Genomic DNA, 22,723 nt, shown 5'->3' with positions numbered 1-22,723 from the left:
AATCGTCGCGCCGGTCACGGCAGTGCCTTGCGAGCGGTCGCGAAGCGGGGGCGGTTGTTGAGGTCCGGGTGGTCGGCCGCGTCGGCCCAGCCCCGTTCCTCGGCGAAGATCCACGGGACCTGGCCACCCTGGGTGTCGGCGTGCTCGATGACGACGATGCCGCCGGGCCGCAGCAGCCGGTGGGCGGTGCGCTCGATGCCGCGGATGGTGTCCAGGCCGTCCTCGCCGGAGAAGAGCGCCATCTCCGGGTCGTGGTCGCGGGCCTCGGGGGCGACGTACTCCCACTCGGTGAGCGGGATGTACGGCGGGTTGGAGATGACCAGGTCGACCTGGCCGTCGAGCTCCGGCAGCGCGCTCAGGGCGTCGCCCTGGTGCACGGTGACCCGGGAGCCCTCGGCGTTCTTGCGGGTCCACCGCAGCGCGGCCTCGGACAGCTCGACGGCGTGCACGCGCGAGCGCGGGACCTCCTGCGCCATGGCCAGCGCGATGGCGCCGGAGCCGGTGCACAGGTCCACGATCATCGGCTCGACCACGTCCATCGCCCGGACGGCGTGTATGGCCCAGTCGACGACCGACTCGGTCTCGGGCCGGGGCACGAAGACCCCCGGTCCCACCTGGAGCTCCAGGTACCGGAAGAAGGCGCGTCCGGTGATGTGCTGGAGCGGCTCGCGCGCCTCGCGGCGGGCGACGGCCTCCCAGTAGCGGGCGTCGAAGTCCGCGTCCTTGACGTGGTGCAGTTCCCCCCGTTTGACGCCGTGCACGAAGGCCGCGAGCTCCTCCGCGTCGAAACGCGGTGAGGGCACGCCGGCGGCGGCCAGCCGCTGGGTGGCCTGGGCCACCTCGGCAAGCAGCAAGTTCACGCTGGTCCTCCGGGCTGCTGTCGAACGGGGGGTGAAGCAGGGATCAGGGTCAGTGCGCGGCCGCGAGCTTGGCTGCGGAGTCGGTGTCCACGCAAGCCTGGATGACCGGGTCGAGGTCGCCGTCGAGCACCTGGTCCAAGTTGTACGCCTTGAAACCGGTCCGGTGGTCCGAGATCCGGTTTTCCGGGTAGTTGTACGTACGGATCTTCTCGGAGCGGTCCACGCTGCGCACCTGGCTGCGGCGCACGTCGGAGGCCTCCTGCTCGGCGGCTTCCTGGGCGGCGGCCAGCAGGCGCGAACGCAGGATGCGCATGGCCTGCTCCTTGTTCTGGAGCTGGCTCTTCTCGTTCTGGCAGGAGGCGACCACACCGGTCGGGACGTGCGTGATGCGCACGGCCGAGTCGGTGGTGTTGACGGACTGGCCGCCGGGGCCGGACGAGCGGTACACGTCGATGCGGAGGTCGTTCATGTTGATCTCGACCTCGACCTCCTCGGCCTCCGGGGTGACGAGCACGCCCGCGGCGGAGGTGTGGATGCGGCCCTGGGACTCGGTGGCCGGAACCCGCTGGACGCGGTGCACGCCGCCTTCGTACTTCAGGCGGGCCCACACGCCCTGGCCGGGCTCGGTGGCGCCGTTGCCGCCCTTGGTGCGGACGGAGACCTGGACGTCCTTGTAGCCGCCGAGCTCGGACTCGGTGGCGTCGATGATCTCGGTCTTCCAGCCCACGCGCTCGGCGTAGCGCAGGTACATGCGCAGCAGGTCGCCGGCGAACAGCGCCGACTCGTCGCCGCCCGCGCCCGCCTTGACCTCCAGGAGCACGTCCTTGTCGTCGCTGGGGTCGCGCGGGACCAGCAGCAGGCGGAGCTTCTCGGTGAGCTCCTCGCGCTGCTGGGTCAGCTCCTTGACCTCGGCGGCGAAGTCCGGGTCGTCGGCCGCGAACTCCTTGGCCGTCTCGATGTCCTCGGCCGACTGCTTCCAGGCACGGAAGGTCGCGATGATCGGGGTCAGCTCCGCGTAGCGCTTGTTCAGCTTGCGCGCGTTGGCCTGATCGGAGTGGACCGAAGGGTCGGCGAGCTTCTTTTCAAGATCGGCGTGTTCGCCGACCAATTCCTCGACCGCCTCGAACATCGGGGGCTCCTGTGGTGAAAGTACGAACGGGGTGACTTGGCGAGACGACGACAAAGGCGCCGGTCCGGCCGCCCCCGAGTGGACAGGGGGCGGCCGGAGACCGGCGCCTGGGTCGCGCTACTTCTTGGCCGCACCCTTGCCGAAGCGCGCCTCGAAGCGGGCCACGCGGCCACCGGTGTCGAGGATCTTCTGCTTGCCCGTGTAGAACGGGTGGCACTCGGAGCAGACCTCGGCTCGGATGGAGCCCTCGGTCAGGGTGCTACGGGTGGTGAACGACGCGCCACAGGTGCAGCTGACCTGGGTCTCGACGTACTCGGGGTGAACATCGCGCTTCAAGGTGTCTCCTAGATTCGGGAGGGCGCCGGGTCGCAGGAGCCGAATTGCGCACTGCGTGAACCGGGGCCGACAGACCAGTCTGCCAGGACCGGGCTGCCTGTCAAAATTCTGAGGACGCCTCCCTCAACGGAGGGGGGCCGCCATCTATTCCACGCCCCCGCGCAACCCGTACGGAAGCCGCCTGAGCAGGGGCTCCCTACTGGACGATGCCGCCGGCCGTGCCCTTGTCCCCCATGGACTTCTCGGTGGCCTCGGCCGGGATCGGCCGGTCCGCGAGCAGCGCCTCGAAGACCAGCTTCGACTCCTTCGTCAGCGGGACGACGCGATCGGCGTCCCGTGCGTCCACGGTCACCGGCAGGGTGATCATCTGCATGTTCTGGGCCTCGATGCCCTGCAGGCCCTGGGCGAAGCCCATGAGGGACTTCACGTCGCCGAGCGCCTTGTCGGTCGTGAGCGCCTTGGTCGCGGAGTCGGCGAGGTCGACGAGCCGCTTGGGGTTGTCGAGCACCCCGACGCTCTTGACCTGCTTGATCAGCGCCTTGATGAAGGCCTGCTGGAGTTGTATTCGGCCCAGGTCGCTGCCGTCGCCGACGCTCTTGCGGGTACGGACGAGGCCGAGGGCCTGTTCGCCGTTGAGGTGGTTCGGGCCGGCCGCGAGCTCGAGGTGGCTGGCGCCGTCCTTGATCGGCTTGGTGGTGGTCACGTCGACGCCGCCGAGGTTGTCGATGATCTTCTTGAAGCCCGTGAAGTCGACCTCGATGTAGTGGTCCATGCGGATCCCCGACATCTTCTCGACGGTCTTGACCGCGCAGGCGGCCCCGCCGATGGTGTAGGCCTCGTTGAACTGCTTGCGCGGGCCGCCGGGGTCGCTCTTGCCCTTGCCGGTGGGGCATTCGGGACGGACCGTCATGGTGTCGCGCGGTATCGATATGACGCTGGCCTGCTTGTGGCCCTCGTACAGGTGGACGATCATCGCGGTGTCCGAGCGGGCGGAGCCGCCGTCGTCCTGGCCGTACTCGCCGTTCGCGCCGCCCCGGGAGTCGGAGCCGAGGACGAGGATGTCCATCGAGCCGTTGTCGACGTTCTGCGGGCGGTCGGTGCCGAGGGCCTGGTCGATGTCGACGGTCTTCAGATTGCCGTTCAGCTTGAAGTAGAAGTAGCCGAGGCCCGCACTCCCCAGCAGGACCACCCCCGCGGCGCTCCACGCGGCGATGACGAGAGCCTTGCGGCGCCTCGCCGGTTTGCGTCGGCGCCGGCCCGCGGCGCGCCGGCCGCGACCCTTGCTGTCCTCGGTCATGCTCTCCTCAGTCCTGAGTCCGGTCCCCTGGTCCGTTCCGGCCCGCCGTCTCACCGCGGGCTCCTCTCACTCAGACGGGTGAGCGCCCTCCAGGGTTCCGGGGGCGGGGTGTGTCGAAGCCCGCACCGGGGCCCGTGGAACCGCGCGTGGAGCCCCTGAAGCCCCAGGAGCCCCTGGAGCTCCGTGAACGCGCAGCAGCCCCCGCCGCGGGTGCGGCGGGGGCTGCTGGCGGTGATGCCGCGTGCCGGGCGCCGGACGCCCGGCGGCGGACCTCAGTCGTCGTTCTTGCCCGACGGGGTCGTCTTCGCGATCTGCATCAGGAACTCGGCGTTCGACTTCGTCTGCTTCATCTTGTCGAGAAGCAGCTCGATCGCCTGCTGCGAGTCGAGCGCGTGCAGCACCCGGCGCAGCTTCCAGACGATGGCGAGCTCCTCCGCGTTGAGGAGGATCTCCTCCTTGCGGGTGCCCGACGGGTCGACGTCGACGGCCGGGAAGATGCGCTTGTCGGCGAGCTTCCGGTCGAGCTTGAGCTCCATGTTGCCGGTGCCCTTGAACTCCTCGAAGATCACCTCGTCCATGCGCGAGCCGGTGTCGACGAGCGCGGTGGCCAGGATGGTCAGCGAGCCGCCGTCCTCGATGTTGCGCGCGGCACCGAAGAAGCGCTTCGGCGGGTACAGCGCGGTCGAGTCGACACCACCGGACAGGATGCGGCCGGAGGCGGGCGCCGCGAGGTTGTACGCGCGGCCCAGACGGGTGATGGAGTCCAGCAGGACGACCACGTCGTGACCCAGCTCGACGAGACGCTTGGCGCGCTCGATGGCCAGCTCGGCGACGGTGGTGTGGTCCTCGGCCGGGCGGTCGAAGGTCGAGGAGATGACCTCGCCCTTGACCGACCGCTGCATGTCGGTGACCTCTTCCGGACGCTCGTCGACCAGGACGACCATCAGGTGGCACTCGGGGTTGTTCGTGGTGATCGCGTTGGCGATCGCCTGCATGATCATGGTCTTGCCGGTCTTCGGCGGGGCCACGATCAGACCGCGCTGGCCCTTGCCGATCGGCGACACGAGGTCGATGATGCGGGTGGTCAGCACGCCCGGGTCGGTCTCCAGGCGCAGCCGGTCCTGCGGGTACAGGGGCGTCAGCTTCTGGAACTCCGGTCGGCCGCGGCCGGATTCGGGCGCCATGCCGTTCACCGAGTCCAGCCGCACGAGGGCGTTGAACTTCTCGCGGCGCTCGCCGTCCTTGGGCTGGCGCACCGCACCGGTGGTGTGGTCGCCCTTGCGCAGGCCGGCCTTGCGGACCTGGGCGAGGGACACGTACACGTCGTTGGGGCCGGGCAGGTAGCCCGAGGTCCGGATGAACGCGTAGTTGTCGAGGATGTCGAGGATGCCCGCGACGGGGATCAGCACGTCGTCGTCGGCGACCTGCGGCTCGTTCGGGGCGAACTCGTCACGGCCGCGACGGCCACGGCGGTCGCGGTAGCGGCCGCGGCGGCCACGGCGGCCGCTCTCGTCGTCGAAGTCGTCCTGCGGGCCGTTGTCCTGGCGGTCCTGACGGCCCTGCTGACCCTGGCCCTGGCCCTGACCCTGGCCACGGCCGCCCTGCTGCTGGCGGTCCTGACGGTCGGCGCGGTCCTGACGACCGCCACCCTGTCCGCCCTGGCCGCCCTGCACGCCCTGACCCTGGCCGGCCTGGCCCTGGTCGTCGGCCTTGGCACCGCGGTCACGGCGGTCGCGCTGGCGGTCGCCGCGCTCGGCGCGGTCACGACGGTCGCGACGGCCGCGGCCCTCGCCGTCCTGACCCTGCGCCTGGCCGGCGGAGACCGCCGTGGCGTCGGCCTTGACCTCGGACTGCGCGGGGGCGGCGGTCACGGTCTCGGTCTTCTGCTCGACCTGCACGGCGACGGGGGCCGAGGCCTCCGGGCTGCCGGAGGGGGCCGTGGCCCGACGGCGGCGGCGCTCGCCGACCGGGGCGTCCTCTCCCCCACTCTCGGCTGCGCTCGAGCGGGAGGGGCCCCCTGCCGGCTGACCCGGGATCTCGATCTGCGCCTGCGCGGCAGGCTTCTCGGCGGGCGCCTCGGCGGCGGCCTCACCCGTACGGGCCTTGCTGGTGGCGCGGCGCTTCGGCTTGGCCTCGGCGGTGTCTGCGGCGGCGGAGGCCGCGGCCTTGGGGGCACCGCTGCCCGCCTGCGCCTCCTTGATGACCTCGATCAGCTGGCTCTTGCGCATCCGCGCGGTGCCCCTGATCCCGAGGCCCGACGCGACCTGCTGCAGCTCGGCCAGGACCATGCCGTCAAGGCCGGTGCCGGTGCGTCGACGCTTGGGTGCGGCGCCCGCGGCGGGGGCACTGGTGTCGACAGAGGTGTCGGCAGCGCCCATCAGATCGGTGGTGTCGCTCACGAAGGGTCCTTCCCTGGAGCGGACGTCGGCCTGTCTGGCTCGGCGACCGGTTGTGCTGTCCGACAACAGTCCTAGGTGTGGACCGTGCCGGGGCGGTGGTCCGCCGATAGAGATACGGCGGTAGAAACGTGCATGGGTGGTTCCGGCGAGAAGCCCCCGAGCTGAAAGCGTGGGAATGTCACGCCGATTCCGGAGCGTGCTCGAAACTGCTGGAAGTGATCAAAGCAGTCGGGGAGGCTCCCGGAAGAAATGTGGTCCCGAATGGGGACACTGAGCACCGAGCCATGGCGGCTTCCGATGCGCACTTGAGACTAACACTACCGGATCCAATAGATATTCCCCCTCTCAATCACCGGCAATCGCGCCCTTCCGCGCGGGCGGCCTGCCCTGGCCGCCCGCCCCTGACCGGCTGTGCAATCCAGAAGAACGGCCCTAGCCGCCCTGGGTGCCCAGCGGAAGTACGCTCGCGCCCGCGGCGTCGAGAGCGAGCCGGTTGGCCGCCCATCCCTCGCCCGCGAGCTGCGCGACCTTGTCGGCCGCGCCGTTGTCGACCAGCGCGAGGACCGTGGGGCCCGCGCCGGAGATGACCGCGGGGATCCCGTCCGCCCGCAGCCGGTTCACGAGTGCGACGCTCTCGGGCATCGCCGGGGACCGGTACTCCTGGTGGAGCCGGTCTTCGGTGGCCGGCAGGAGCAGCTCGGGACGCCTGGTCAGGGCTTCCACGAGCAGGCCCGCGCGGCCCGCGTTGACGGCCGCGTCCACGTGCGGGACGGTGCGCGGCAGCAGGCCGCGCGCGGTCTCCGTCAGGACCGGCTTGGAAGGTACGAAGACCACCGGAACGATGGATTCGGCAGGCTCCATCCGGATCGCCTTGGCACTGCCCCCGTCCATCCACGCCAGGGTGAACCCGCCGAGCAGACAGGCGGCGACGTTGTCGGGGTGTCCCTCGATCTCGGTGGCGAGCTCCAGCAGCGCCGCGTCGTCGAGCCTGGCCTCGCCGCCTATGGTCACGGCGCGGGCGGCGACGATCCCGGCGCAGATCGCTGCGGACGAGGAGCCGAGGCCCCGGCCGTGCGGGATCCGGTTGGCGCAGACGACCTCGAGGCCGCGCGGCTGTCCGCCCAGCAGGTCGAAGGCGGTGCGCATGGAGCGTACGAGCAGGTGGCTCTCGTCCCGCGGGAGGGTGTCGGCGCCCTCACCCGCGATGTCGATGTTCAGGCCGGAGTCGGCCACCCGGACGACTACGTCGTCGTAGAGCCCCAGGGCCAGGCCCAGGGCGTCGAAGCCCGGGCCGAGATTGGCACTGCTGGCGGGGACGCGCACCCGTACGGCGGCGGCGCGGAACGCTGGACCGGCCATCGTCCGATGACACTCCTTGTGACTGTGCGAGATCTTCGCTCTTCGCTGGCTCGCTGCGAATGTACTGGAGAACGTACGACACCCGAAGGCCCTCGGGGCAGCACCGCAGTCATATGCGCGGTGGCGGATGTAAGTACAGCGTATCGAAGGAAGGTTCTCTCGCGACATAGGGCGCACAGGAGGCGCACGATGCGTGTCGCGGACTTCGACGGCTTCGGCCGCACTTTTGTCGTCGTACGGGGTGAGTTGCCGGGTTCCGGAGGGCCTCGGGAGCCCTCCGGACCCGGCTCACACGTGGTGCGCGTTACTACCGGGACCGGTGTGGACCAGGCGTGGACCAGGCGCGGTCCGGACCCGGAGCGGGCCCGGACCACGCGCCGGACCGGGCCTAGACCAGGCCGAGACGGATGGCTGCGGCCTCGGCGTCCACCGGAACGGTGACCGGCTGCGGAGCGCCGGCGATCGCCCAGTCGGGGTCCTTCAGGCCGTTGCCGGTGACGGTGCACACGATCTTCTGGCCGGGGTCCACCAGGCCCAGCTCGGCGGCCTTGAGCAGGCCGGCCACCGAGGCGGCCGAGGCGGGCTCGACGAAGACGCCCTCCTGTGCGGCCAACAGCCGGTAGGCGGCCAGGATCTGGCGGTCCGTCACCTCGTCGATGAAGCCGCCCGACTCGTCGCGCGCCTGCAGGGCGTACTCCCAGGAGGCCGGGTTGCCGATCCGGATCGCGGTGGCGATGGTGTGCGGCTCCTTGACGATCTCTCCGCGCACGATCGGCGCGGAGCCGGAGGCCTGGAAACCCCACACGCGGGGCGTACGGGAGGACAGGCCGTCGGCCTTGTACTCCTTGAAGCCCTTCCAGTACGCCGTGATGTTGCCGGCGTTGCCGACGGGCAGCACGTGGATGTCGGGGGCGTCGCCGAGCGCGTCCACGATCTCGAACGCGGCCGTCTTCTGGCCCTCGATGCGCACCGGGTTGACCGAATTGACCAGCGCGACCGGGTAGTTGTCGGAGAGCGCGCGGGCGAGGTTGAGGCAGTCGTCGAAGTTGCCGTCCACCTGCAGGATCTTGGCGCCGTGCACGAGGGCCTGGCCCATCTTGCCGAGCGCGATCTTGCCGCGCGGCACGAGCACCGCGGAGACCATCCCGGCGCGCACCGCGTACGCGGCGGCGGAGGCCGAAGTGTTGCCGGTGGAGGCGCAGATGACCGCCTTGGCGCCCTCCTCCTTGGCCTTGGTGATCGCCATGGTCATGCCGCGGTCCTTGAAGGACCCGGTGGGGTTCGCCCCTTCGACCTTCAGGTGGACCTCGCAGCCGGTGCGCTCGGAGAGCACCTGCGCGGGGACGAGGGGAGTGCCGCCCTCGCGGAGCGTCACCACGGGAGTCGTGTCCGTCACCGGCAGGCGGTCCCGGTACTCCTCGATGATGCCGCGCCACTGGTGGGTGCGATTGCTGCTCATGGGTCCTTACTCCCCTTCAACACGCATGATGCTGGCGACACCGCGGACGGTGTCCAGCTTCCGCAGTGCCTCGACGGTCCCGGAGAGGGCGGCGTCAGGCGCGCGGTGAGTGACGACGACGAGGGAGGCCTCGCCGTCCTTGCCCTGCTGGCGGACCGTGTCGATGGAGACACCGTGCTCCGCGAACGTGGTCGCCACCTGGGCGAGAACGCCCGGCTTGTCCGCCACATCGAGGCTGATGTGGTAGCGGGTGACGACATCGCCCATGGGGCTGACCGGCAGCTGGGTGTACGCGGACTCGCCGGGCCCCGTTGCCTCGGCGAGCTTGTTGCGGGCGACGGCGACGAGGTCGCCGAGGACCGCGGACGCGGTCGGTGCGCCGCCCGCGCCGGGCCCGTAGAACATGAGCCGCCCGGCGGCCTCCGCCTCGACGAAGACGGCGTTGTACGCCTCGCGGACGGAGGCGAGCGGGTGGCTGAGCGGGATCATCGCCGGGTGGACGCGGGCGGTGACGGACTCGCCGTCGGCGGCGCGCTCCAGGATGGCGAGGAGCTTGATGGTGCAGCCCATCCGCTTGGCGGAGGCGAAGTCGGCGGCACTGACCTCGGTCATGCCCTCGCGGTACACGTCGTCCAGGCGGACGCGGGTGTGGAAGGCGATGCCGGCCAGGATCGCGGCCTTGGCGGCGGCGTCGTAGCCCTCGACGTCGGCGGTCGGGTCGGCCTCGGCGTACCCGAGGGCGGTGGCCTCGTCGAGCGCCTCCTGGTAGCCGGCGCCGGTCGAGTCCATCTTGTCGAGGATGAAGTTCGTCGTGCCGTTGACGATGCCCATCACCCGGTTGATCTTGTCGCCCGCGAGGGACTCGCGCATCGGGCGGACCAGCGGGATGGCGCCGGCGACGGCGGCCTCGTAGTACAGGTCCAGCCCGTTGGCCTCGGCTGCGGCGTGCAGCGCGGCGCCGTCCTGGGCGAGCAGCGCCTTGTTCGCGGAGACCACGGAGATGCCGTGCTCGAAGGCGGTGGTGATCAGCGTGCGGGCGGGCTCGATGCCGCCGATGACCTCGATGGCGATGTCGATGTCGCCGCGTTTGAGGAGGGCGGTCGCATCGGTGGTGACCAGGGACGGGTCGATGCCCTCGCGCACCTTCGAGGGGCGGCGTACGGCCACGCCGGCGAGCTCCACGGGCGCGCCGATCCTCTGCGTGAGGTCGTCGGCGTGCGTCGTCATGATGCGAGCCACTTCTGAGCCGACCACTCCACAGCCCAGCAGCGCCACCTTCAGCGGACGCGTACGCATCATTCGACCTACGCCTTTCGATCTTCCATCAGTACCCCTCGCGCGGTTTGCGCGCGGGGTGGAACCAGTCTCACTCAATGGACAGCAGTTTCCATCCTCGGTCCATTGAGTGAGACACCAATTTCATTATCCGAGGTCGAGGCGCAGGAGATCTTCCTCCGTCTCCCGGCGGACGATCACTCGGGCCTGTCCGTCACGCACGGCGACGACGGGCGGGCGGAGCGCGTGGTTGTAGTTGCTGGCCATGGAGCGGCAGTACGCGCCGGTGGCCGGGACCGCGAGCAGGTCGCCGGGGGCCAGGTCGGCGGGCAGGAAGGCGTCCTTCACGACGATGTCACCGCTCTCGCAGTGCTTGCCGACGACGCGTACGAGCATGGGCTCGGCGTCGGACGTGCGGGAGACGAGGTTGACGGAGTACTCGGCGTCGTACAGCGCCGTCCGGATGTTGTCGGACATCCCGCCGTCGACGCTCACGTACGTACGGAGTCCTTCGAGGGGCTTGATCGTCCCCACCTCGTAGAGCGTGAAGGCGGTCGGGCCGACGATGGCCCGGCCGGGCTCGACGGAGATCCGCGGGGCGCGCAGCCCCGCGCTCTCGCACTCCCGGGCGACGATCTCGGTGAGCGCCTTGGCGATCTCGTGGGGCTCGCGCGGGTCGTCGCCCGAGGTGTAGGCGATGCCGAGACCGCCGCCGAGGTCGATCTCGGGCAGCTCCACCCCGTGCTCGTCGCGCACGGCGGCGAGCAGCCGGACGACGCGCTTGGCGGAGACCTCGAAGCCGGCCATGTCGAAGATCTGCGACCCGATGTGGGAGTGGACGCCGAGCAGCTCCAGCGAGTCGTGCCCGAGCGTGCGCCGCACCGCCTCGGCGGCCGACCCGTCCGCGACGGCGATCCCGAACTTCTGGTCCTCGTGGGCGGTGGCGATGAACTCGTGCGTGTGCGCCTCCACCCCGACCGTCACCCGGATCTGCACGGGCTGGCGTACGCCCAGCTCGCGGGCGATGTGCGCGACGCGGGCGATCTCCTGGAAGGAGTCGAGGACGATCCGCCCGACCCCGGCCCCGACGGCCCGGCGGATCTCGCCCTCGGACTTGTTGTTGCCGTGGAACGCGATCCGCTCCGCGGGCATCCCGGCGGCCAGCGCGGTCGTCAGCTCTCCGCCGGAACACACGTCGACGTTCAGCCCCTCCTCCTTCAGCCACTTCACGACGGCCTTGGAGAGGAACGCCTTGCCGGCGTAGAAGACGTCGGCGTCGGGACCGAAGGCGTGCGCCCAGGCCCGGCACCGCGCCCGGAAGTCCTCTTCGTCCAGGAAGTACGCGGGCGTCCCGAACTCCTCCGCGAGCTTGGTCACTTCGATGCCGCCGACGGAGACGACCCCGTCCGCCGTCCGCGTGACGGTCCGGGCCCAGACCTTCTCGTCGAGGGCATTGAGGTCGTCCGCGGGCGGGGAGTAGTGCCCCTCGGGCAGGACGTCGGCGTGGCGGGGTCCGGCGGGGTGCGCGGAACGGCTCATCGGTATCTCTCTTCGCGGGTCACAGGCGTTCGGGTGCGTCTATGCCGAGCAGGGCCAGGCCGCCGGCCAGCACCGTCCCGGCGGCTTCGGCAAGAGCCAGCCGGGCACGGTGGGCGGCCGAGGGTTTCTCGTCGCCCTGGGGCAGTACGCGGTACTGGAAGTCGAGCAGCGCGTCCGCCAGCTCGACGAGGTGCCTGGTGAGCCGCTCGGGCGCGCGGTGGTGCGCGGCGGCTTCGAGGGCGAGGGGGTAGTCGGCGAGGGCGCGCAGCAGGGCGGGCGCGTCGGACACGTCCCCCCTCTCGGGGTGGAAGCCCAGCTGCTCGGCGTTCCTGAGCAGCGCCCGGCTGCGGGCGTGGGCGTACCGCACCCGGAAGAATTCGTTCCCCTCGCCCTGGAGGAGCAGCCCCTCGGAGAAGACGGGGGTCTCCCGGGCCGGCACGGCGAGCATCCGCCAGTGCGCGGCCTCGGCCCCGTACCGGGCGACGACGTCGGAGTCCCGCTTGGCGAGGGGGGCGACGGGCAGCACCTCGGGCAGGTCCCGCTCGCTACCACCCTGGGCGCACACGAGCCGCAGGACGCTGCGGCGCACGACGCCCTCGCGCAGCCCGAGGCCGGTCCCGTCGGCGGGGGTGGTCTCATCTGCGAGGGCGGTCTCGTCGGCGAGGGTGGCGCCCAGGACGACGGCGGGGGCCGACGGTGCCGGCAGCACGAAATTGAGGAACCCGGCACCCGTGACCTCGACGCGCTCGATGCCCGGCTCCGCCGCGAGCCTGCGGGCCAGTACGTCCGCCACCTCACGGGGCGGGAGCCCGGCCGCCTTGGCGACCTGGAAGGCCACGGGGGTGGCGTACTCCCCCACCCCACCGGGCCTCGTCCGCTCGACGACGACCCGCTGCGGCACGACCCCTTCCTCCGGCAGCTCCCCGTCCGCGACGGCGCAGCGCACGGCGCGTACGACGCAAGGGGAGAGGTCTGCCGGGGTCACGGGACCAGCCTAGGGGAGACGCCCCGTCATCCCGCGAAGGGTTTCGCCATGTGAACAGAGCACCCACAACGAAGAGCAGAACAACAGGAGCCCGACAGCCACAACAGCCACAAAGGACGGGGGGTCTGAGCTTGGGGACGGGACTACCCCCTCCCCCTCCCGGCGGGGGTCCCCTTCCTCCCGTCGCGCCGGTCCTTGCGCTCGACCAGCCGCCGCACGACCCGCACCAGCTCGGCGGGCTCGAAGGGCTTCGCGAGGAAGGCGTCCACGCCGGCCGCGATCCCGGCCTCCACCTCCTGCTGCGTGCAGGCACTGACGATGGCCACGGGCACGTCCCTGGTCCGCGGATCGGCCCGCAACTGCGCAGCCGCCCCGAACCCGTCCAAGCGCGGCATGACCACATCAAGGGTGATCACATCGGGACAGACGCGATGCACGACGTCCAGACACTCGGCACCATCGTTCGCGGTCACGACCTCGAAGCCCTCCAGCTCGAGATTGACCTTGATCAGCTGCCGGATGACCTTGTTGTCGTCGACAACAAGCACCCGGCCTGAGACGCCTGGCACAACTCGAGAGTAGGTCGAGCCGGGCCCCCGCGTCCGGGTTTTTGCCACTTCCACCCCCTGCGGGCGACCCACCCCCTCCACCCCCGCAAACCGGTTCCTGATCACCCCACCGAAGCTGGTAGTGTTCAACCCGTCGCCGCAACACAGGCGACGCGCCCCCGTAGCTCAGGGGATAGAGCAACGGCCTCCGGAGCCGTGTGCGCAGGTTCGAATCCTGCCGGGGGCACTCGCCAGTCAGTCAGCCAAGATCAGGCCCTGACTAGGACGGATGCCACGAAGAGAGGGCGGGAGTCAGTCTGACTGACTCCCGCCCTCTCTCGTTGTCTCTCAGCGTTCACGACACACCTCCGACACACTTGCAGGGCCTCACGCCCCTGCTCCATCCGCTCTCTCCTAGCGGAAGCGAGACCGCAGGAGCGGCGGGCGTCACCGCCCCAACTAGTGACGCCCGCTGGGGCGAGGGAAGCATCCACCGCCGGCACGAGACTTCCCTACCCGTGCAGCCTCGATGCCCCCGCGATAAGGCACTTCTGAGCGAGAAATTTCACCAATTCGACATCCGGCCCTAGAGACTCGGCCTCCTTAGAGAAGGGGAGCAGGATCTCCGCAGCCGATTCCCCACCGTCCTCTTTTGTGTGAACGATGCGACATCGGATGTCATAGACGCGGTTAGCCACCTGATTCAGCAGGTCGCTTCGTCGATCTTTAAGGTCAATGCGCGCCACATCCTTCAAGGCCTTACCTTCGAAGTGACCCGCGAAGTCCGCATCGGATCCCATGAATTCTTTCAGGTGCTCCTCCGTTACGGATCCTTTAATTGTAGCCTTGAGCTGATCTCGCTCACTCCCAAATCCCTTACCCGATTGCGATGCGAGCATCAAGACGCGGGAAAGATGGGCATCATCTTCGATCTCGAAGCGAGGGTCGCGCAACTCGTGGCGCAATCTATCAAGAACATCACGACGACCGTAACTCGGGAAATAGTATTCGAGAACCTGGTAGTAAGCCAGGAATTCGAGCAGGGGTATGCCCGTCGAAGCCCTTCCGTACCAATAGAGACTTAGCGGCTTCTCGGAATAAGCGGCACGGGGCGCCTTTACGGCGCCCCCGGGTACGCCACCGCGACTCACGAACCGACGCCGTCGGCGCCTTATCCTGTCTCTCGCCGTGGCCAATTTGAGAGGGACATCGAAGCAAAGGTCGAGCTCAAAGAATAGGGCGTCGGACACCCTAGCGAGAAGCTGAAGGGCCTCATCATGACGTGTCACATCGACATCGCCCAACCGCAGCACAGCGGGCCTGTCACGAAATGGAGACCTGCCTGCGTAGGCGGCATTGCGCAATCCACTGCGGAAGCTTCGCGTAGTGAAGTCCATGAAGCCTTCGCTTGCAATCCCCAATTCAACTTTACAAGACAGGCCCGGGCTCTGCTCTACATCCAACACCCAAGCATCGCCCGGACGTATCCGATCGCCAGAATCACTGTCCGACGATTTCGACTCCTCAAATTCTCCCTCTAGCGAAAGCTGACCATCATCCAATTTTCGAATACCGGGAATATCGAAGATGCTGCTCTCTACTCGCGGTCCGACCCCGTGCAACTGAACGGTCGCTTCGATCGTGCGCTTATCCCTGAAGAGACATGCATCGAAATCGCCGAGATAGGTGACTTCCGTGAACGGGTTCACCAGAAATGACTGCGCCTGATCGCGAGACAAGCGACGCCACCGCTTCTGCCGCCCATTAGGGATTGCCACCGTCAGATAAGTCTGCGTCTCGCCAGTCAAAACCTCGAACTCGAAGCCCACTTCCTTACATCGTTCAGCGACAAGACGGAAGGGATCCGACGGATCCAGGTTCGTCGGATCCACATTAGAACCGCTGCCAGTGCTCACGATGGATATTCCCCCCTTGAATCGAGCAGTAGGATCGGCAGCCTACCGTCCTGGACCGGCCTATAAGTGCAGATCGCTCAGTCTGGTGTCGGCCAAACTCAGGCCGTATCCCCATCCTCCTCAAGCACCCGAGCGATCTTCGCGTTGGCAGCCTCCTCGTGACCGTCGATGCATCCGTGATAACGCCTGTGGATCACCTCTGGGGAGTTACCGACCCGCCGGGCTATCTCGGCGATCGGGACGCTAGCGTTCAGCCACCGCGTGATGCAGGCGTGCCGCAGGTCGTACGGGCGCCCGGCCAACGGCGAGTCGACCCGCGCAGGCGGTAGGGCGTACTGGCGTGCTTCCTCCCATACGCGCCAATAAGTGGATGACCCGACCACTCCCCCGCGCTCGTTTCCGAACATGCGCCCTTCCTTCGCAGTCCCAAATTCCTTCAGGTGCGCCCGGAGGATGGCGACCAGGACAGGCGGGATGGGCACCGGCCGGTCGCTGGACGCCTCGCGCGCCTTCAGGCCCCGGCGGTCATGCCGCTCGCCGGAGTCGGTCCACTGCTTGCCGGAGACGGGGCGGGTCTCCTGTAGCGTCAGCGTGCCCCAGCCCTTCTCGGGCAGGTGGCAGTCAGACAGCCGTAGCCCTACCGCTTCGGCGGGCCGCAGGCCGGCGTAGTACAGGACGGCGAAGAAGGCTGCCAGACGCCGCCCACGGCAGCGGTCCCACGAACCGACGTAGGAAACGGCTGTGAGCAACTGCCGGGCCTGTACGGGGTTCACCAAGACGCGCCGGTCGACCACGTCGTTGGAGCCAACGCGCTTCCGCCGGATCCGCTGAAGCGGGTTTTCCTGAAGTTCCCCCACCGCCACGGCGTGTTCGAGAACGGCGTTCAGGGCCCGGCGGCGGCGCTTGTACGTGTCGCCTGCCGCCGGGGTGCCGTCCAGCTTGTAGCTGACGCGGTACAATACGTCCTCAAACACCTGGGCATCGGCCAGTTCGGCCAACGGTCGGTCGTCCGTCGTGACGCACTCGTACGCGGCCTTGAGTTTGGCCGGCGGGTCCTCCCCCTCGTTCGCGGGGACGATCCCCCACCGGAAGGCCAGCCGAAGGGTCTCGTCGTCAGGGGCGTCGTCCCCACGCTTGACCATGGCGAGGGTCACGGCGGCGAGACCGTCGGCCATGCTCTCACGGGACTTGGCCGCGGCCGTGCGCCACCGTCCGGCCACGTACGTCCGGCAGAACTCGAACCACCGCAACGGCGGCGGGGCCTCTGCTGTCTCGGCACGTTCGGCCGCTTCGGCCGCCGCCCGCACCTCGGACTCGGGCAGTCCGGATTCGATCTCGAACGCCTCACCACGCCGGTTCATGGACTGCCACAGCTCATTGCGCCGACTCTCCGCGAGAGCCAACGTGGTGAACGTGTCACCGTGCACCCGCCCAGCGACCACCCACCGAAGGCGCCACGGCCGGGACTTCCGTCCGGTCTTGGACACCTTCCACAGCTTGACATCGAAGGAGTAGCCCGGCCGGGCAGACCCACGGGAGCGCCCGGCCAGGGTGTTGTTCTCCGTGCTCACGCAGCGTCCTCCCGCTCCGCGAGCCAACGTTCGTACTCCGACCGCCGGATCCGAACGTCGCCGTTCGGGAGCTTGATCGAGCGAGGCCCCTTCCCGAGCTGGCGCCACCGGTAGAAGGTGGACGGGGCGACCCTCAGATCCGTGATTACCTCTTCAACGGTCATCTTCTCGTCCCGTGCACGGGCGCTCATTCCGCCCTCCCTTCGGCTGCGTCAGTACCGGACAGGCCGGACAGCTCCAATTCCGACTGTCCGGGGTGTTCGTGCTGGTCAGATGGGGCAACCGGACAGTCGGACAGTGCGGACACCTCTTGCCCGCCCTGTGTCCGGGTCTCGGTGTCCGGGTAGTACCGGCCGCCCGCGTCCTTGGTGAGCTGTCCGGCCTCGGCCATGCGGTTGCAGGTGCGGCGGATCGTGTCGATGTCGACGTGCGACAGCTCTCCCGCCATGTCCTTCGGCTTGGCGCCGGGGTGGGCCCGGACATACCGAAGGATCGTGGCGCGGGTGTCGCCCACGGTGTGGTCGGCAACCGGCCCGTCCAACAGGTGCCATGCCCCGGAAGCGGGCTGGAAGCTGAGCGCGTACTCGGATTCGTCCACGTCGCGGCCGGTGACGTGCAGGATGCCGTCAGCCTGCCCGCGGGCCCGCTTCAGTACGAGCGTGGCGTCCGCGGCTCCGGCAATGCCGTTGGTGCCGGACACCTCGGTCAGAAAGTCCTCGGATGCCGCCTTGCGGACATGGTGGACGAGGACGACAGCCACGCCGTAGTGGTCGGCGAGCCGCTTGGCGTAGCCGACGGAGACATAGTCGGCGTCGTACGCGGACACCCCGGCCGGAGCCTGGCCGCGCATCTTGGCGAACACGTCGATGACGACCATGCGAGCGTCGGGGTTCCGCTCCAGCCACTGGGCGATGGCCTCGGTTCCGCCCTGAGGGAAGGGCGGGCACTCGGTGACCAGGGTCAGCCCAGCGGGGGCTGGCTGGCCGCCGAGGAGCTTCCCCATGCGGGTCTGGAGACGGCGCGGGGTGTCCTCCAGGGCGAGATAGAGCACCGGCCCGCCTTGGACGGGTACGGAGTCGAACGCATTGGTGCCAGCCGCGACGGACAGGCCCAGTCCGAGAGACAGCCAGGATTTTCCGACCTTGGGCGGTCCGGCCAGCACGCTCACGCCTTCGGCGAGGATGCCGGGCACGGCCCACTTCGGCTCGGGGAAATGCGCGGCCATGAGCTGATCGGCCGTCCACGCGGTCCGGGGCCGCTCCCGCTTGGGCGGTGCCATGGGGGCCGTCTCGGGGTCGCTTGGCACGGAGTACAGGTGCAGGGGCGGAATGGGGCTGGCGCTCATGCCGCGACCGTCCGGGGACGGTTGGCTCCGGCGCGCAGGCCGGATGCGATGGTGCGCCGGGCCTCGCGCTCGCCCTGGCCGACCTGAAGCGCGGCCGTGAGCAGCCAGCCGGTCACGTCGGCTTCGCTCAGCTCACCTCCGGCAACGAGCTGGCCGAGGGCCACCGCAGCCAGATAGAGGCTGTTGTTGTGCTCGTGCGGGCCGGACCGGGTGACGCGCTCCACCTCCCCATTGATCGCGGACCGGAGGAAGGCCGTGCGTCGGCCTTGCCCCGTGAGGGCGACCACTACGGGAGTCTGCGCGGGCAGCGGAGCCGGGCGAAGCAGCTCGGCGAGCCAGCCCGGCAGGGGGGCCACGGGCCCGTCGTGGGCGACCTCGTACGCGTGTCCGGCGAAGGTGCTGCCCGCCCCGACCACAAGTCCGCCCCACGCGCGGGTATCGACCTTCCAGCCCAGTCCGCGCGCGCTGTCCCCGGCTGTGTTACGCAGGGGCTCCCCCTCGGGCGCGAGGAAGTACAGGTGAGTGCCACCGCTCCAGGTGCGGACGGTGTAAGTGTCGACGGGGAAGGGCTGACCGTGGCGCTCACAGAGCACGGCGAGAACGTCGGCACCGTCGGTGACGCCGTCCTCGGCCCACGCGGCCGGCGGTGTGTCACCGGGGTGCTTGGGCCTGTCCAGGTCGATGACGACCAGGCCGGAGGGGCCAGTGGCCACACCGACGTTGAAGGACCCGACGGACCACGCACGGGCGATGCGGTCAGGGTCGGTGGTGGCGCGCGGCTCCCAGCCGGAGACGGCCGGGCGCTTGCCACCAGGGACCAGGGGAAAGACTCGCCAGCCTAGCGACGCCGCGTCAAGCGCGGCGGTGAACTGGGCAGAGCCGACCGAGTGCGGCATTCTGGGGGTTCTCCTGTTCTGTCTTCGGGCAGGGCGGGGAGACCGGGGGCGGCGGGGTGTCCTTGCACGGGAGTGCCGCCGCCCTCGGGCGGAGCTACTGGTGGCGGAGCCAGAGGGCGTATTCCTGGCGGACGTAACCGCGGGGGTCTGCGGTGCGGGGTCCGTCCGTGTGGTCGATCTCCATCAGCCGCAGGGCCGCTTCGGTGGCGCAGGTCGCCGCGTCGCCGCCTACGGGGTCGTCGTCGGTGAGGGCGATGCGGTCCAGGAGTGCGGCCTTGCGGAGCCAGAACTCTCGGACGGCGATGCCACTGCGGCAGTCGCGGGCTCCGCGCACAGTCCAGCCGATCTCGCTGATGACGCTCGGTGCGGTGGCGTATACCGCCTCGGGCCCGGTCACCGGTCCTTCCGTTCGGCGGAGGGAAGTTCGGGCAGTCCCGCTTCGGTGATGGCCTGCGGGTTGAAGCCGGGGAGGGCGGCGCGGGTGATGAGGGCGTTGGCGAGCTGTTCGGCGTAGGCGGCGCCGGATCGGGCGACCTCGATTTGGGCTCCGGCGCGCAGTGCTTCGACGCGTTCGACGTGGGCGTGGTCCTCGCGGCGGCCGAGGGTGTGGCGCTCGTGTGCGACGGTCTCGCGGCGGTCGGTGCGCCAGTAGCGGGCGGCGAGTCCGTAGGCGACGGCGGTGGCCAGCGCCCACAGCAGCACGGGGAGGGAGAGGCCATCGGCGTATCCGGCGACTCCGGCCAGGGCCAGTCCGCCGGATGCAGCGAACGCGGTTCCGGCGAGCACGCTGTCACCGGACCGGCCGCCCGAGGCGAACGCGCCGGCCGTCGCGGCGCCGGTGGCGAGGACGACCATCAACGCGGCGTTGCCGACGGAGTGTTCGGCGCCGTTGGCGTTCCAGATCCGGCCGAGGATGAGCACGGTCGTGGTGGCCAGGGCGGGGGCTGCCTTGGGGGCGAGGTCGATGGCCCAGTGCCGGTAGGTGATGGGCTGGTTCATCCCTGGCTCCCCAGGTCCGAGACGGCCTTGATGATCGCGGTGGCGAGTTCGTTGATGGGGCCGGATGCGCCGGTGGAGGCGAGGAAGAAGCCGAACGTCATGGCGACGAACGCGGAGCCGTAGCCGAGGGTCTTGGAGCGGAGGAGGAAGAACAGGACCAGCCCGAACAGGGCGACGAGGGAGACGGTGATGGCCATGGGTTATCCCTTCGGGGTGAACGTCTTGCGCGGGGTGGGGTTGGCGTCGCGGTAGAGGCGGAGCCAGAGGTTGTAGAGGTGGCGGCCGGTGCGGATGCGCTTGCCGTGGCCGTCGCAGCGGCGGCAGTGCTTGCCGCGCTTGAGGCGTCCCTTGCGGTCGGTCTTCATCGCGTAGCCGAAGCCACGGCACTTGCGGCAGGTGCCGAACGGCGATCCCGCACACAGACCGATGTAACCGAGGGTGACTACGAGCAGGCAGGCGCTAGCAAGGAGGATGAGGGCCATGGGGTGCCTTCCGGGCGGGGTTTCCGGTGTTTGCGCAGGTCGGCTGCTAGGTGCGAGATCGCTGATGGCAGTCGGTTCGGGGTGCTAGCGGGGGTGCTAGACCTAGCAGCGCGGGCCGCTAGGTCTAGCAGCGGTACGCGTCAGCCCCCGGACCACTTCCCGTCACGGAGGGTGATGGTTTTGGCGATGTCGGCGCGGGCGATGCCGCGTCGGGTGGTGCCCTTGCCGGCGGTGGTGGAGCCCCAGACGTCCTGGGCGGTGATGCCGTGCGGCTTGAGGTTCGTGGTGACCGTCTCGGCCTTCCAGCCCCTGTAGACCTCGGGGCGGAGGGCGGCGAGGCGGGCGGCGACCTTCTCGTTCCAGACCTTCTCCTCATCGGCCGGCACCACGCGCAGGATGTCGGCCAGCAGATCGAAGGAGGCTTCGCCGCTTTCGGGTTCCTGGCCGATGGCGTGGCCGGTGACGTTGCCGTACTCCTCGCGCATCCGGCGGGCCCGCACGACGACCTGTTCGGCTCCGAGCGCGTCCACGAACGCGGACGCGACGATGCGCGGGTCGTCACCCTCACCGGCCATCCAGCAGATGCCGCGGTCGGTACGGGAGAACATCGTGGCCCGGTACCCCGCCCTGTACATCGAGGTGCCGAGCACCATGTCGTTGGCGGGCTGTCCCATGACCTTGAGGCAGAACCGAAGCACCGCGTTCGCACTGATCCCGGTGGGCAGCGACTTCGCGTCGGGACGCTGGGTGCCGAACAGGGTCACCATGCCGAGGGCCGGACCGCGCTTGCACAGGTCGGTGCAGATCTCTTCGAGTTCCTTGCCGTACTTCTCGTGCTCGAACGGGACCTGACACTCATCGAATCCCGCGACAATCGGGTGCAGCCCGAGGCTCTTGTCGTTGGCCAGGTCCACAGTCACCTTCGACTCCGGGCAGCGGGAACGCGGCAGCGACTTGATGACCTTGGCCCTGCGGCGCAGCTCCTGGCGCAGCTCCCGCAGCGATTCCAGGACGTAGAGGATGTCCTCGTCCTCATCCCCTGCCCGGTAGCGGTGGCAGACCGGCTCCAGCGCCCCGAAGTCGCCGGTGCCCTTGAAGTCGAACGCGTACAGCTGAGCGCGCGGGTCCAGTGAGGCGATGAGCAGGAACAGGCGCATCAGGAACGTCTTGCCCATGCGCGGGATGGAGCCGACGACCACGGACGCGAACATCAGGGTCACGGCGACATCAGCCATGCGCTGGTCGTTGCCGAAGACGACCGGCTTGAACAGGTCCACGCTGCCCGACTTCAGCAGCGGCCACGCGGGCTTCCTGGTCTCGTTCATGGGCTTGTCGCCCACCCACAGGATCAGCCGGCCCTCGTGCTCGGTCGGGTCGGAGGACGGCCAGACGGAGCCGACCTTGCGGCGCAGACCGGAGGCGAGCGGCTTGCGAGCCTCCATGATGTCCTCCGGGGTCACGCCCCAGGGAAGGTCCAGGTCTGCGCGGTAGCCGGGCCCGTCCCGGGTGATCTCCGAGGTGAACCGAAGCCCGTTCATGTCGCCGCCCTTCTTGATGGCGGCCGACAGCTTCGCGTTACCGATGTTGTCCAGCGCCCGGAGCACGAGCGTGCCCGTCAGCTTCTGAAGCTCCGTCTTAAGCACGGCCGGCCCGATCACCGGCTGGTCCTGAGGTGCTCCCCAGAAACCGGCCGTGAGGACTGCGGCGGAGGCCAGCACGGCGAGCCAGCCGGGGGCCATGACGTACATGGTCAGCGCGAAGCCGGTCCCGAAGATGAGCGCCACCGTGGTGACGAGGGTCCGCAGGCGTACCCGGCTGTCGCGCTGCCGCGACAGCTTCAGGTACTCGGCGGTGTTCTCCTTGTAGACCTCATAGGCACGGAGCGGGGCCGCCTCGGCGTCCCACACCCACCGGTTGGTGTCCCGGACCAGCCGGGCGACGCCGCGTGGAGCGTGCAGGCCGAGCTGCAGGGCGTACCAGGGGGTGCGGATGCCGTGGAAGGCCGTGGCGTAGAACGCGTTGCTCACGGCGCGCTGCGTGGTGGAGACGAACCCAGGCTTCGACTTCAGCCAGGTCGGAATGATCGGCAGGCGCTTGTAGGTGGTGACACCCGGGGACGGCAGGTCCGGCGAGTCGACCGGCCGCGGCCGCGGCGACTCCTCCTCCTCGTCGTCCGGTTCGGCCGGCGGGGCGGCCGGTGCCGGGTCGGGGTTGGTGGGGCGTTTGGTCGTGATGTCGAAGACCTCGGCGCCGGGGCGCTCCAGGTCCTCGCTCGGGTCAGTGACGTGGACATCAGACACGGTGGGTCTGCTCCCTCTGCGTGGCGGA

General features: G+C 69.4%; 21 protein-coding genes and 1 tRNA gene. 1 reads left to right on the top strand and 21 read right to left on the bottom strand.

Translation table 11 applies throughout. The features are described from left to right. Nucleotides 1–14: 14 nt before the first annotated feature. The 11 genes from prmC to OG472_RS29675 form a co-directional block, all read right to left on the bottom strand. Entirely contained in the window at nucleotides 15–860 is an 846-nt protein-coding gene (gene prmC, locus OG472_RS29725) for a peptide chain release factor N(5)-glutamine methyltransferase (protein WP_351293185.1), read from the bottom strand. A gap of 49 nt (nucleotides 861–909) precedes the next feature. Beyond that, nucleotides 910–1,989 carry a peptide chain release factor 1 gene (prfA, locus tag OG472_RS29720; protein WP_362854598.1) on the bottom strand — a complete coding sequence of 360 codons (1,080 nt, stop codon included), beginning with the start codon at nucleotides 1,987–1,989 and terminating at the stop codon, nucleotides 910–912. Between the two features lie 117 nt (nucleotides 1,990–2,106). Then, nucleotides 2,107–2,325 carry a 50S ribosomal protein L31 gene (gene rpmE / locus OG472_RS29715; protein WP_030708126.1) on the bottom strand — a complete coding sequence of 73 codons (219 nt, stop codon included), beginning with the start codon at nucleotides 2,323–2,325 and terminating at the stop codon, nucleotides 2,107–2,109. A 196-nt stretch (nucleotides 2,326–2,521) separates the two neighbouring features. Next, nucleotides 2,522–3,622 carry an LCP family protein gene (locus tag OG472_RS29710; RefSeq protein WP_405832002.1) on the bottom strand — a complete coding sequence of 367 codons (1,101 nt, stop codon included), beginning with the start codon at nucleotides 3,620–3,622 and terminating at the stop codon, nucleotides 2,522–2,524. Nucleotides 3,623–3,894: 272 nt separating this feature from the next. Next, nucleotides 3,895–6,021, bottom strand: a complete 2,127-nt coding sequence (gene rho / locus OG472_RS29705; RefSeq protein WP_405942247.1) for a transcription termination factor Rho — start codon at nucleotides 6,019–6,021, stop codon at nucleotides 3,895–3,897. 432 nt (nucleotides 6,022–6,453) lie between these two features. Next, on the bottom strand, nucleotides 6,454–7,380 hold the full coding sequence (thrB, locus tag OG472_RS29700) for a homoserine kinase (RefSeq protein WP_327416459.1): 927 nt from the start codon (nucleotides 7,378–7,380) through the stop codon (nucleotides 6,454–6,456). Between the two features lie 388 nt (nucleotides 7,381–7,768). Continuing rightward, the gene (gene thrC / locus OG472_RS29695; RefSeq protein ID WP_401611879.1) at nucleotides 7,769–8,839 is read right to left on the bottom strand and encodes a threonine synthase; all 1,071 of its coding nucleotides are present in this window, start codon (nucleotides 8,837–8,839) and stop codon (nucleotides 7,769–7,771) included. Between the two features lie 6 nt (nucleotides 8,840–8,845). Then, nucleotides 8,846–10,135 (bottom strand): homoserine dehydrogenase, encoded by a 1,290-nt coding sequence (locus OG472_RS29690; RefSeq protein ID WP_383563865.1) that lies wholly within the window; start codon nucleotides 10,133–10,135, stop codon nucleotides 8,846–8,848. 126 nt (nucleotides 10,136–10,261) lie between these two features. Beyond that, the gene (gene lysA, locus OG472_RS29685; protein WP_401611877.1) at nucleotides 10,262–11,653 is read right to left on the bottom strand and encodes a diaminopimelate decarboxylase; all 1,392 of its coding nucleotides are present in this window, start codon (nucleotides 11,651–11,653) and stop codon (nucleotides 10,262–10,264) included. A 19-nt stretch (nucleotides 11,654–11,672) separates the two neighbouring features. Further along, entirely contained in the window at nucleotides 11,673–12,638 is a 966-nt protein-coding gene (nrtL, locus tag OG472_RS29680; protein ID WP_405942246.1) for an ArgS-related anticodon-binding protein NrtL, read from the bottom strand. Between the two features lie 143 nt (nucleotides 12,639–12,781). Further along, a complete protein-coding gene (locus OG472_RS29675) occupies nucleotides 12,782–13,288 on the bottom strand; it encodes a PleD family two-component system response regulator (RefSeq protein ID WP_383563862.1) in 507 nt (168 codons plus the stop codon). Between the two features lie 73 nt (nucleotides 13,289–13,361). Between OG472_RS29675 and OG472_RS29670 the strand changes: the two genes are divergently transcribed. Beyond that, nucleotides 13,362–13,433: transfer RNA gene (locus tag OG472_RS29670), tRNA-Arg, on the top strand. Between the two features lie 265 nt (nucleotides 13,434–13,698). Here the strand turns inward: OG472_RS29670 and OG472_RS29665 are convergent. From OG472_RS29665 to OG472_RS29620, 10 genes are all read right to left on the bottom strand, one after another. Next, nucleotides 13,699–15,102 (bottom strand): hypothetical protein, encoded by a 1,404-nt coding sequence (locus tag OG472_RS29665; RefSeq protein WP_405942245.1) that lies wholly within the window; start codon nucleotides 15,100–15,102, stop codon nucleotides 13,699–13,701. Between the two features lie 98 nt (nucleotides 15,103–15,200). Further along, a complete protein-coding gene (locus OG472_RS29660; RefSeq protein WP_405942244.1) occupies nucleotides 15,201–16,673 on the bottom strand; it encodes a tyrosine-type recombinase/integrase in 1,473 nt (490 codons plus the stop codon). Next, the gene (locus tag OG472_RS29655; protein WP_405942243.1) at nucleotides 16,670–16,864 is read right to left on the bottom strand and encodes a helix-turn-helix transcriptional regulator; all 195 of its coding nucleotides are present in this window, start codon (nucleotides 16,862–16,864) and stop codon (nucleotides 16,670–16,672) included. Before OG472_RS29655 ends, OG472_RS29660 begins: the two co-directional genes overlap by 4 nt. Beyond that, nucleotides 16,861–18,018 (bottom strand): AAA family ATPase, encoded by a 1,158-nt coding sequence (locus tag OG472_RS29650; protein ID WP_405942242.1) that lies wholly within the window; start codon nucleotides 18,016–18,018, stop codon nucleotides 16,861–16,863. Before OG472_RS29650 ends, OG472_RS29655 begins: the two co-directional genes overlap by 4 nt. Then, a complete protein-coding gene (locus OG472_RS29645) occupies nucleotides 18,015–18,914 on the bottom strand; it encodes a bifunctional DNA primase/polymerase (RefSeq protein WP_405942241.1) in 900 nt (299 codons plus the stop codon). The genes OG472_RS29650 and OG472_RS29645 overlap by 4 nt, the downstream gene beginning before the upstream one ends. A 94-nt stretch (nucleotides 18,915–19,008) precedes the next feature. Continuing rightward, the gene (locus OG472_RS29640) at nucleotides 19,009–19,311 is read right to left on the bottom strand and encodes a hypothetical protein (RefSeq protein ID WP_405942240.1); all 303 of its coding nucleotides are present in this window, start codon (nucleotides 19,309–19,311) and stop codon (nucleotides 19,009–19,011) included. Then, nucleotides 19,308–19,913 (bottom strand): hypothetical protein, encoded by a 606-nt coding sequence (locus OG472_RS29635; RefSeq protein WP_405942239.1) that lies wholly within the window; start codon nucleotides 19,911–19,913, stop codon nucleotides 19,308–19,310. The genes OG472_RS29640 and OG472_RS29635 overlap by 4 nt, the downstream gene beginning before the upstream one ends. Continuing rightward, the gene (locus OG472_RS29630) at nucleotides 19,910–20,110 is read right to left on the bottom strand and encodes a hypothetical protein (RefSeq protein ID WP_405942238.1); all 201 of its coding nucleotides are present in this window, start codon (nucleotides 20,108–20,110) and stop codon (nucleotides 19,910–19,912) included. The genes OG472_RS29635 and OG472_RS29630 overlap by 4 nt, the downstream gene beginning before the upstream one ends. Before the next feature lie 3 nt (nucleotides 20,111–20,113). Next, complete coding sequence (locus OG472_RS29625) at nucleotides 20,114–20,395, bottom strand: hypothetical protein (RefSeq protein WP_405942237.1); 282 nt, start codon at nucleotides 20,393–20,395, stop codon at nucleotides 20,114–20,116. Nucleotides 20,396–20,535: 140 nt separating this feature from the next. Then, complete coding sequence (locus tag OG472_RS29620) at nucleotides 20,536–22,695, bottom strand: cell division protein FtsK (protein WP_405942236.1); 2,160 nt, start codon at nucleotides 22,693–22,695, stop codon at nucleotides 20,536–20,538. Nucleotides 22,696–22,723: the final 28 nt, after the last annotated feature.

Source organism: Streptomyces sp. NBC_00207, assembly GCF_045160965.1.
Classification (GTDB): domain Bacteria; phylum Actinomycetota; class Actinomycetes; order Streptomycetales; family Streptomycetaceae; genus Streptomyces.
The sequence above is the reverse complement of the archived record's forward strand: the minus strand, read 5'-3'. Positions and strand labels throughout refer to the sequence as shown.

Excerpts from the sequence above, each read along its gene's own strand:
- OG472_RS29655 (WP_405942243.1), bottom strand. The coding sequence starts at position 16,864 with ATGAGCGCCCGTGCACGGGACGAGAAGATGACCGTTGAAGAGGTAATC.
- OG472_RS29710 (WP_405832002.1), bottom strand. The coding sequence starts at position 3,622 with ATGACCGAGGACAGCAAGGGTCGCGGCCGGCGCGCCGCGGGCCGGCGC.
- prfA (WP_362854598.1), bottom strand. The coding sequence starts at position 1,989 with ATGTTCGAGGCGGTCGAGGAATTGGTCGGCGAACACGCCGATCTTGAA.
- OG472_RS29625 (WP_405942237.1), bottom strand. The coding sequence starts at position 20,395 with ATGGCCCTCATCCTCCTTGCTAGCGCCTGCCTGCTCGTAGTCACCCTC.
- OG472_RS29645 (WP_405942241.1), bottom strand. The coding sequence starts at position 18,914 with ATGCCGCACTCGGTCGGCTCTGCCCAGTTCACCGCCGCGCTTGACGCG.
- OG472_RS29630 (WP_405942238.1), bottom strand. The coding sequence starts at position 20,110 with ATGGCCATCACCGTCTCCCTCGTCGCCCTGTTCGGGCTGGTCCTGTTC.
- OG472_RS29690 (WP_383563865.1), bottom strand. The coding sequence starts at position 10,135 with ATGCGTACGCGTCCGCTGAAGGTGGCGCTGCTGGGCTGTGGAGTGGTC.
- thrB (WP_327416459.1), bottom strand. The coding sequence starts at position 7,380 with ATGGCCGGTCCAGCGTTCCGCGCCGCCGCCGTACGGGTGCGCGTCCCC.
- thrC (WP_401611879.1), bottom strand. The coding sequence starts at position 8,839 with ATGAGCAGCAATCGCACCCACCAGTGGCGCGGCATCATCGAGGAGTAC.
- OG472_RS29650 (WP_405942242.1), bottom strand. The coding sequence starts at position 18,018 with ATGAGCGCCAGCCCCATTCCGCCCCTGCACCTGTACTCCGTGCCAAGC.
- lysA (WP_401611877.1), bottom strand. The coding sequence starts at position 11,653 with ATGAGCCGTTCCGCGCACCCCGCCGGACCCCGCCACGCCGACGTCCTG.
- OG472_RS29635 (WP_405942239.1), bottom strand. The coding sequence starts at position 19,913 with ATGAACCAGCCCATCACCTACCGGCACTGGGCCATCGACCTCGCCCCC.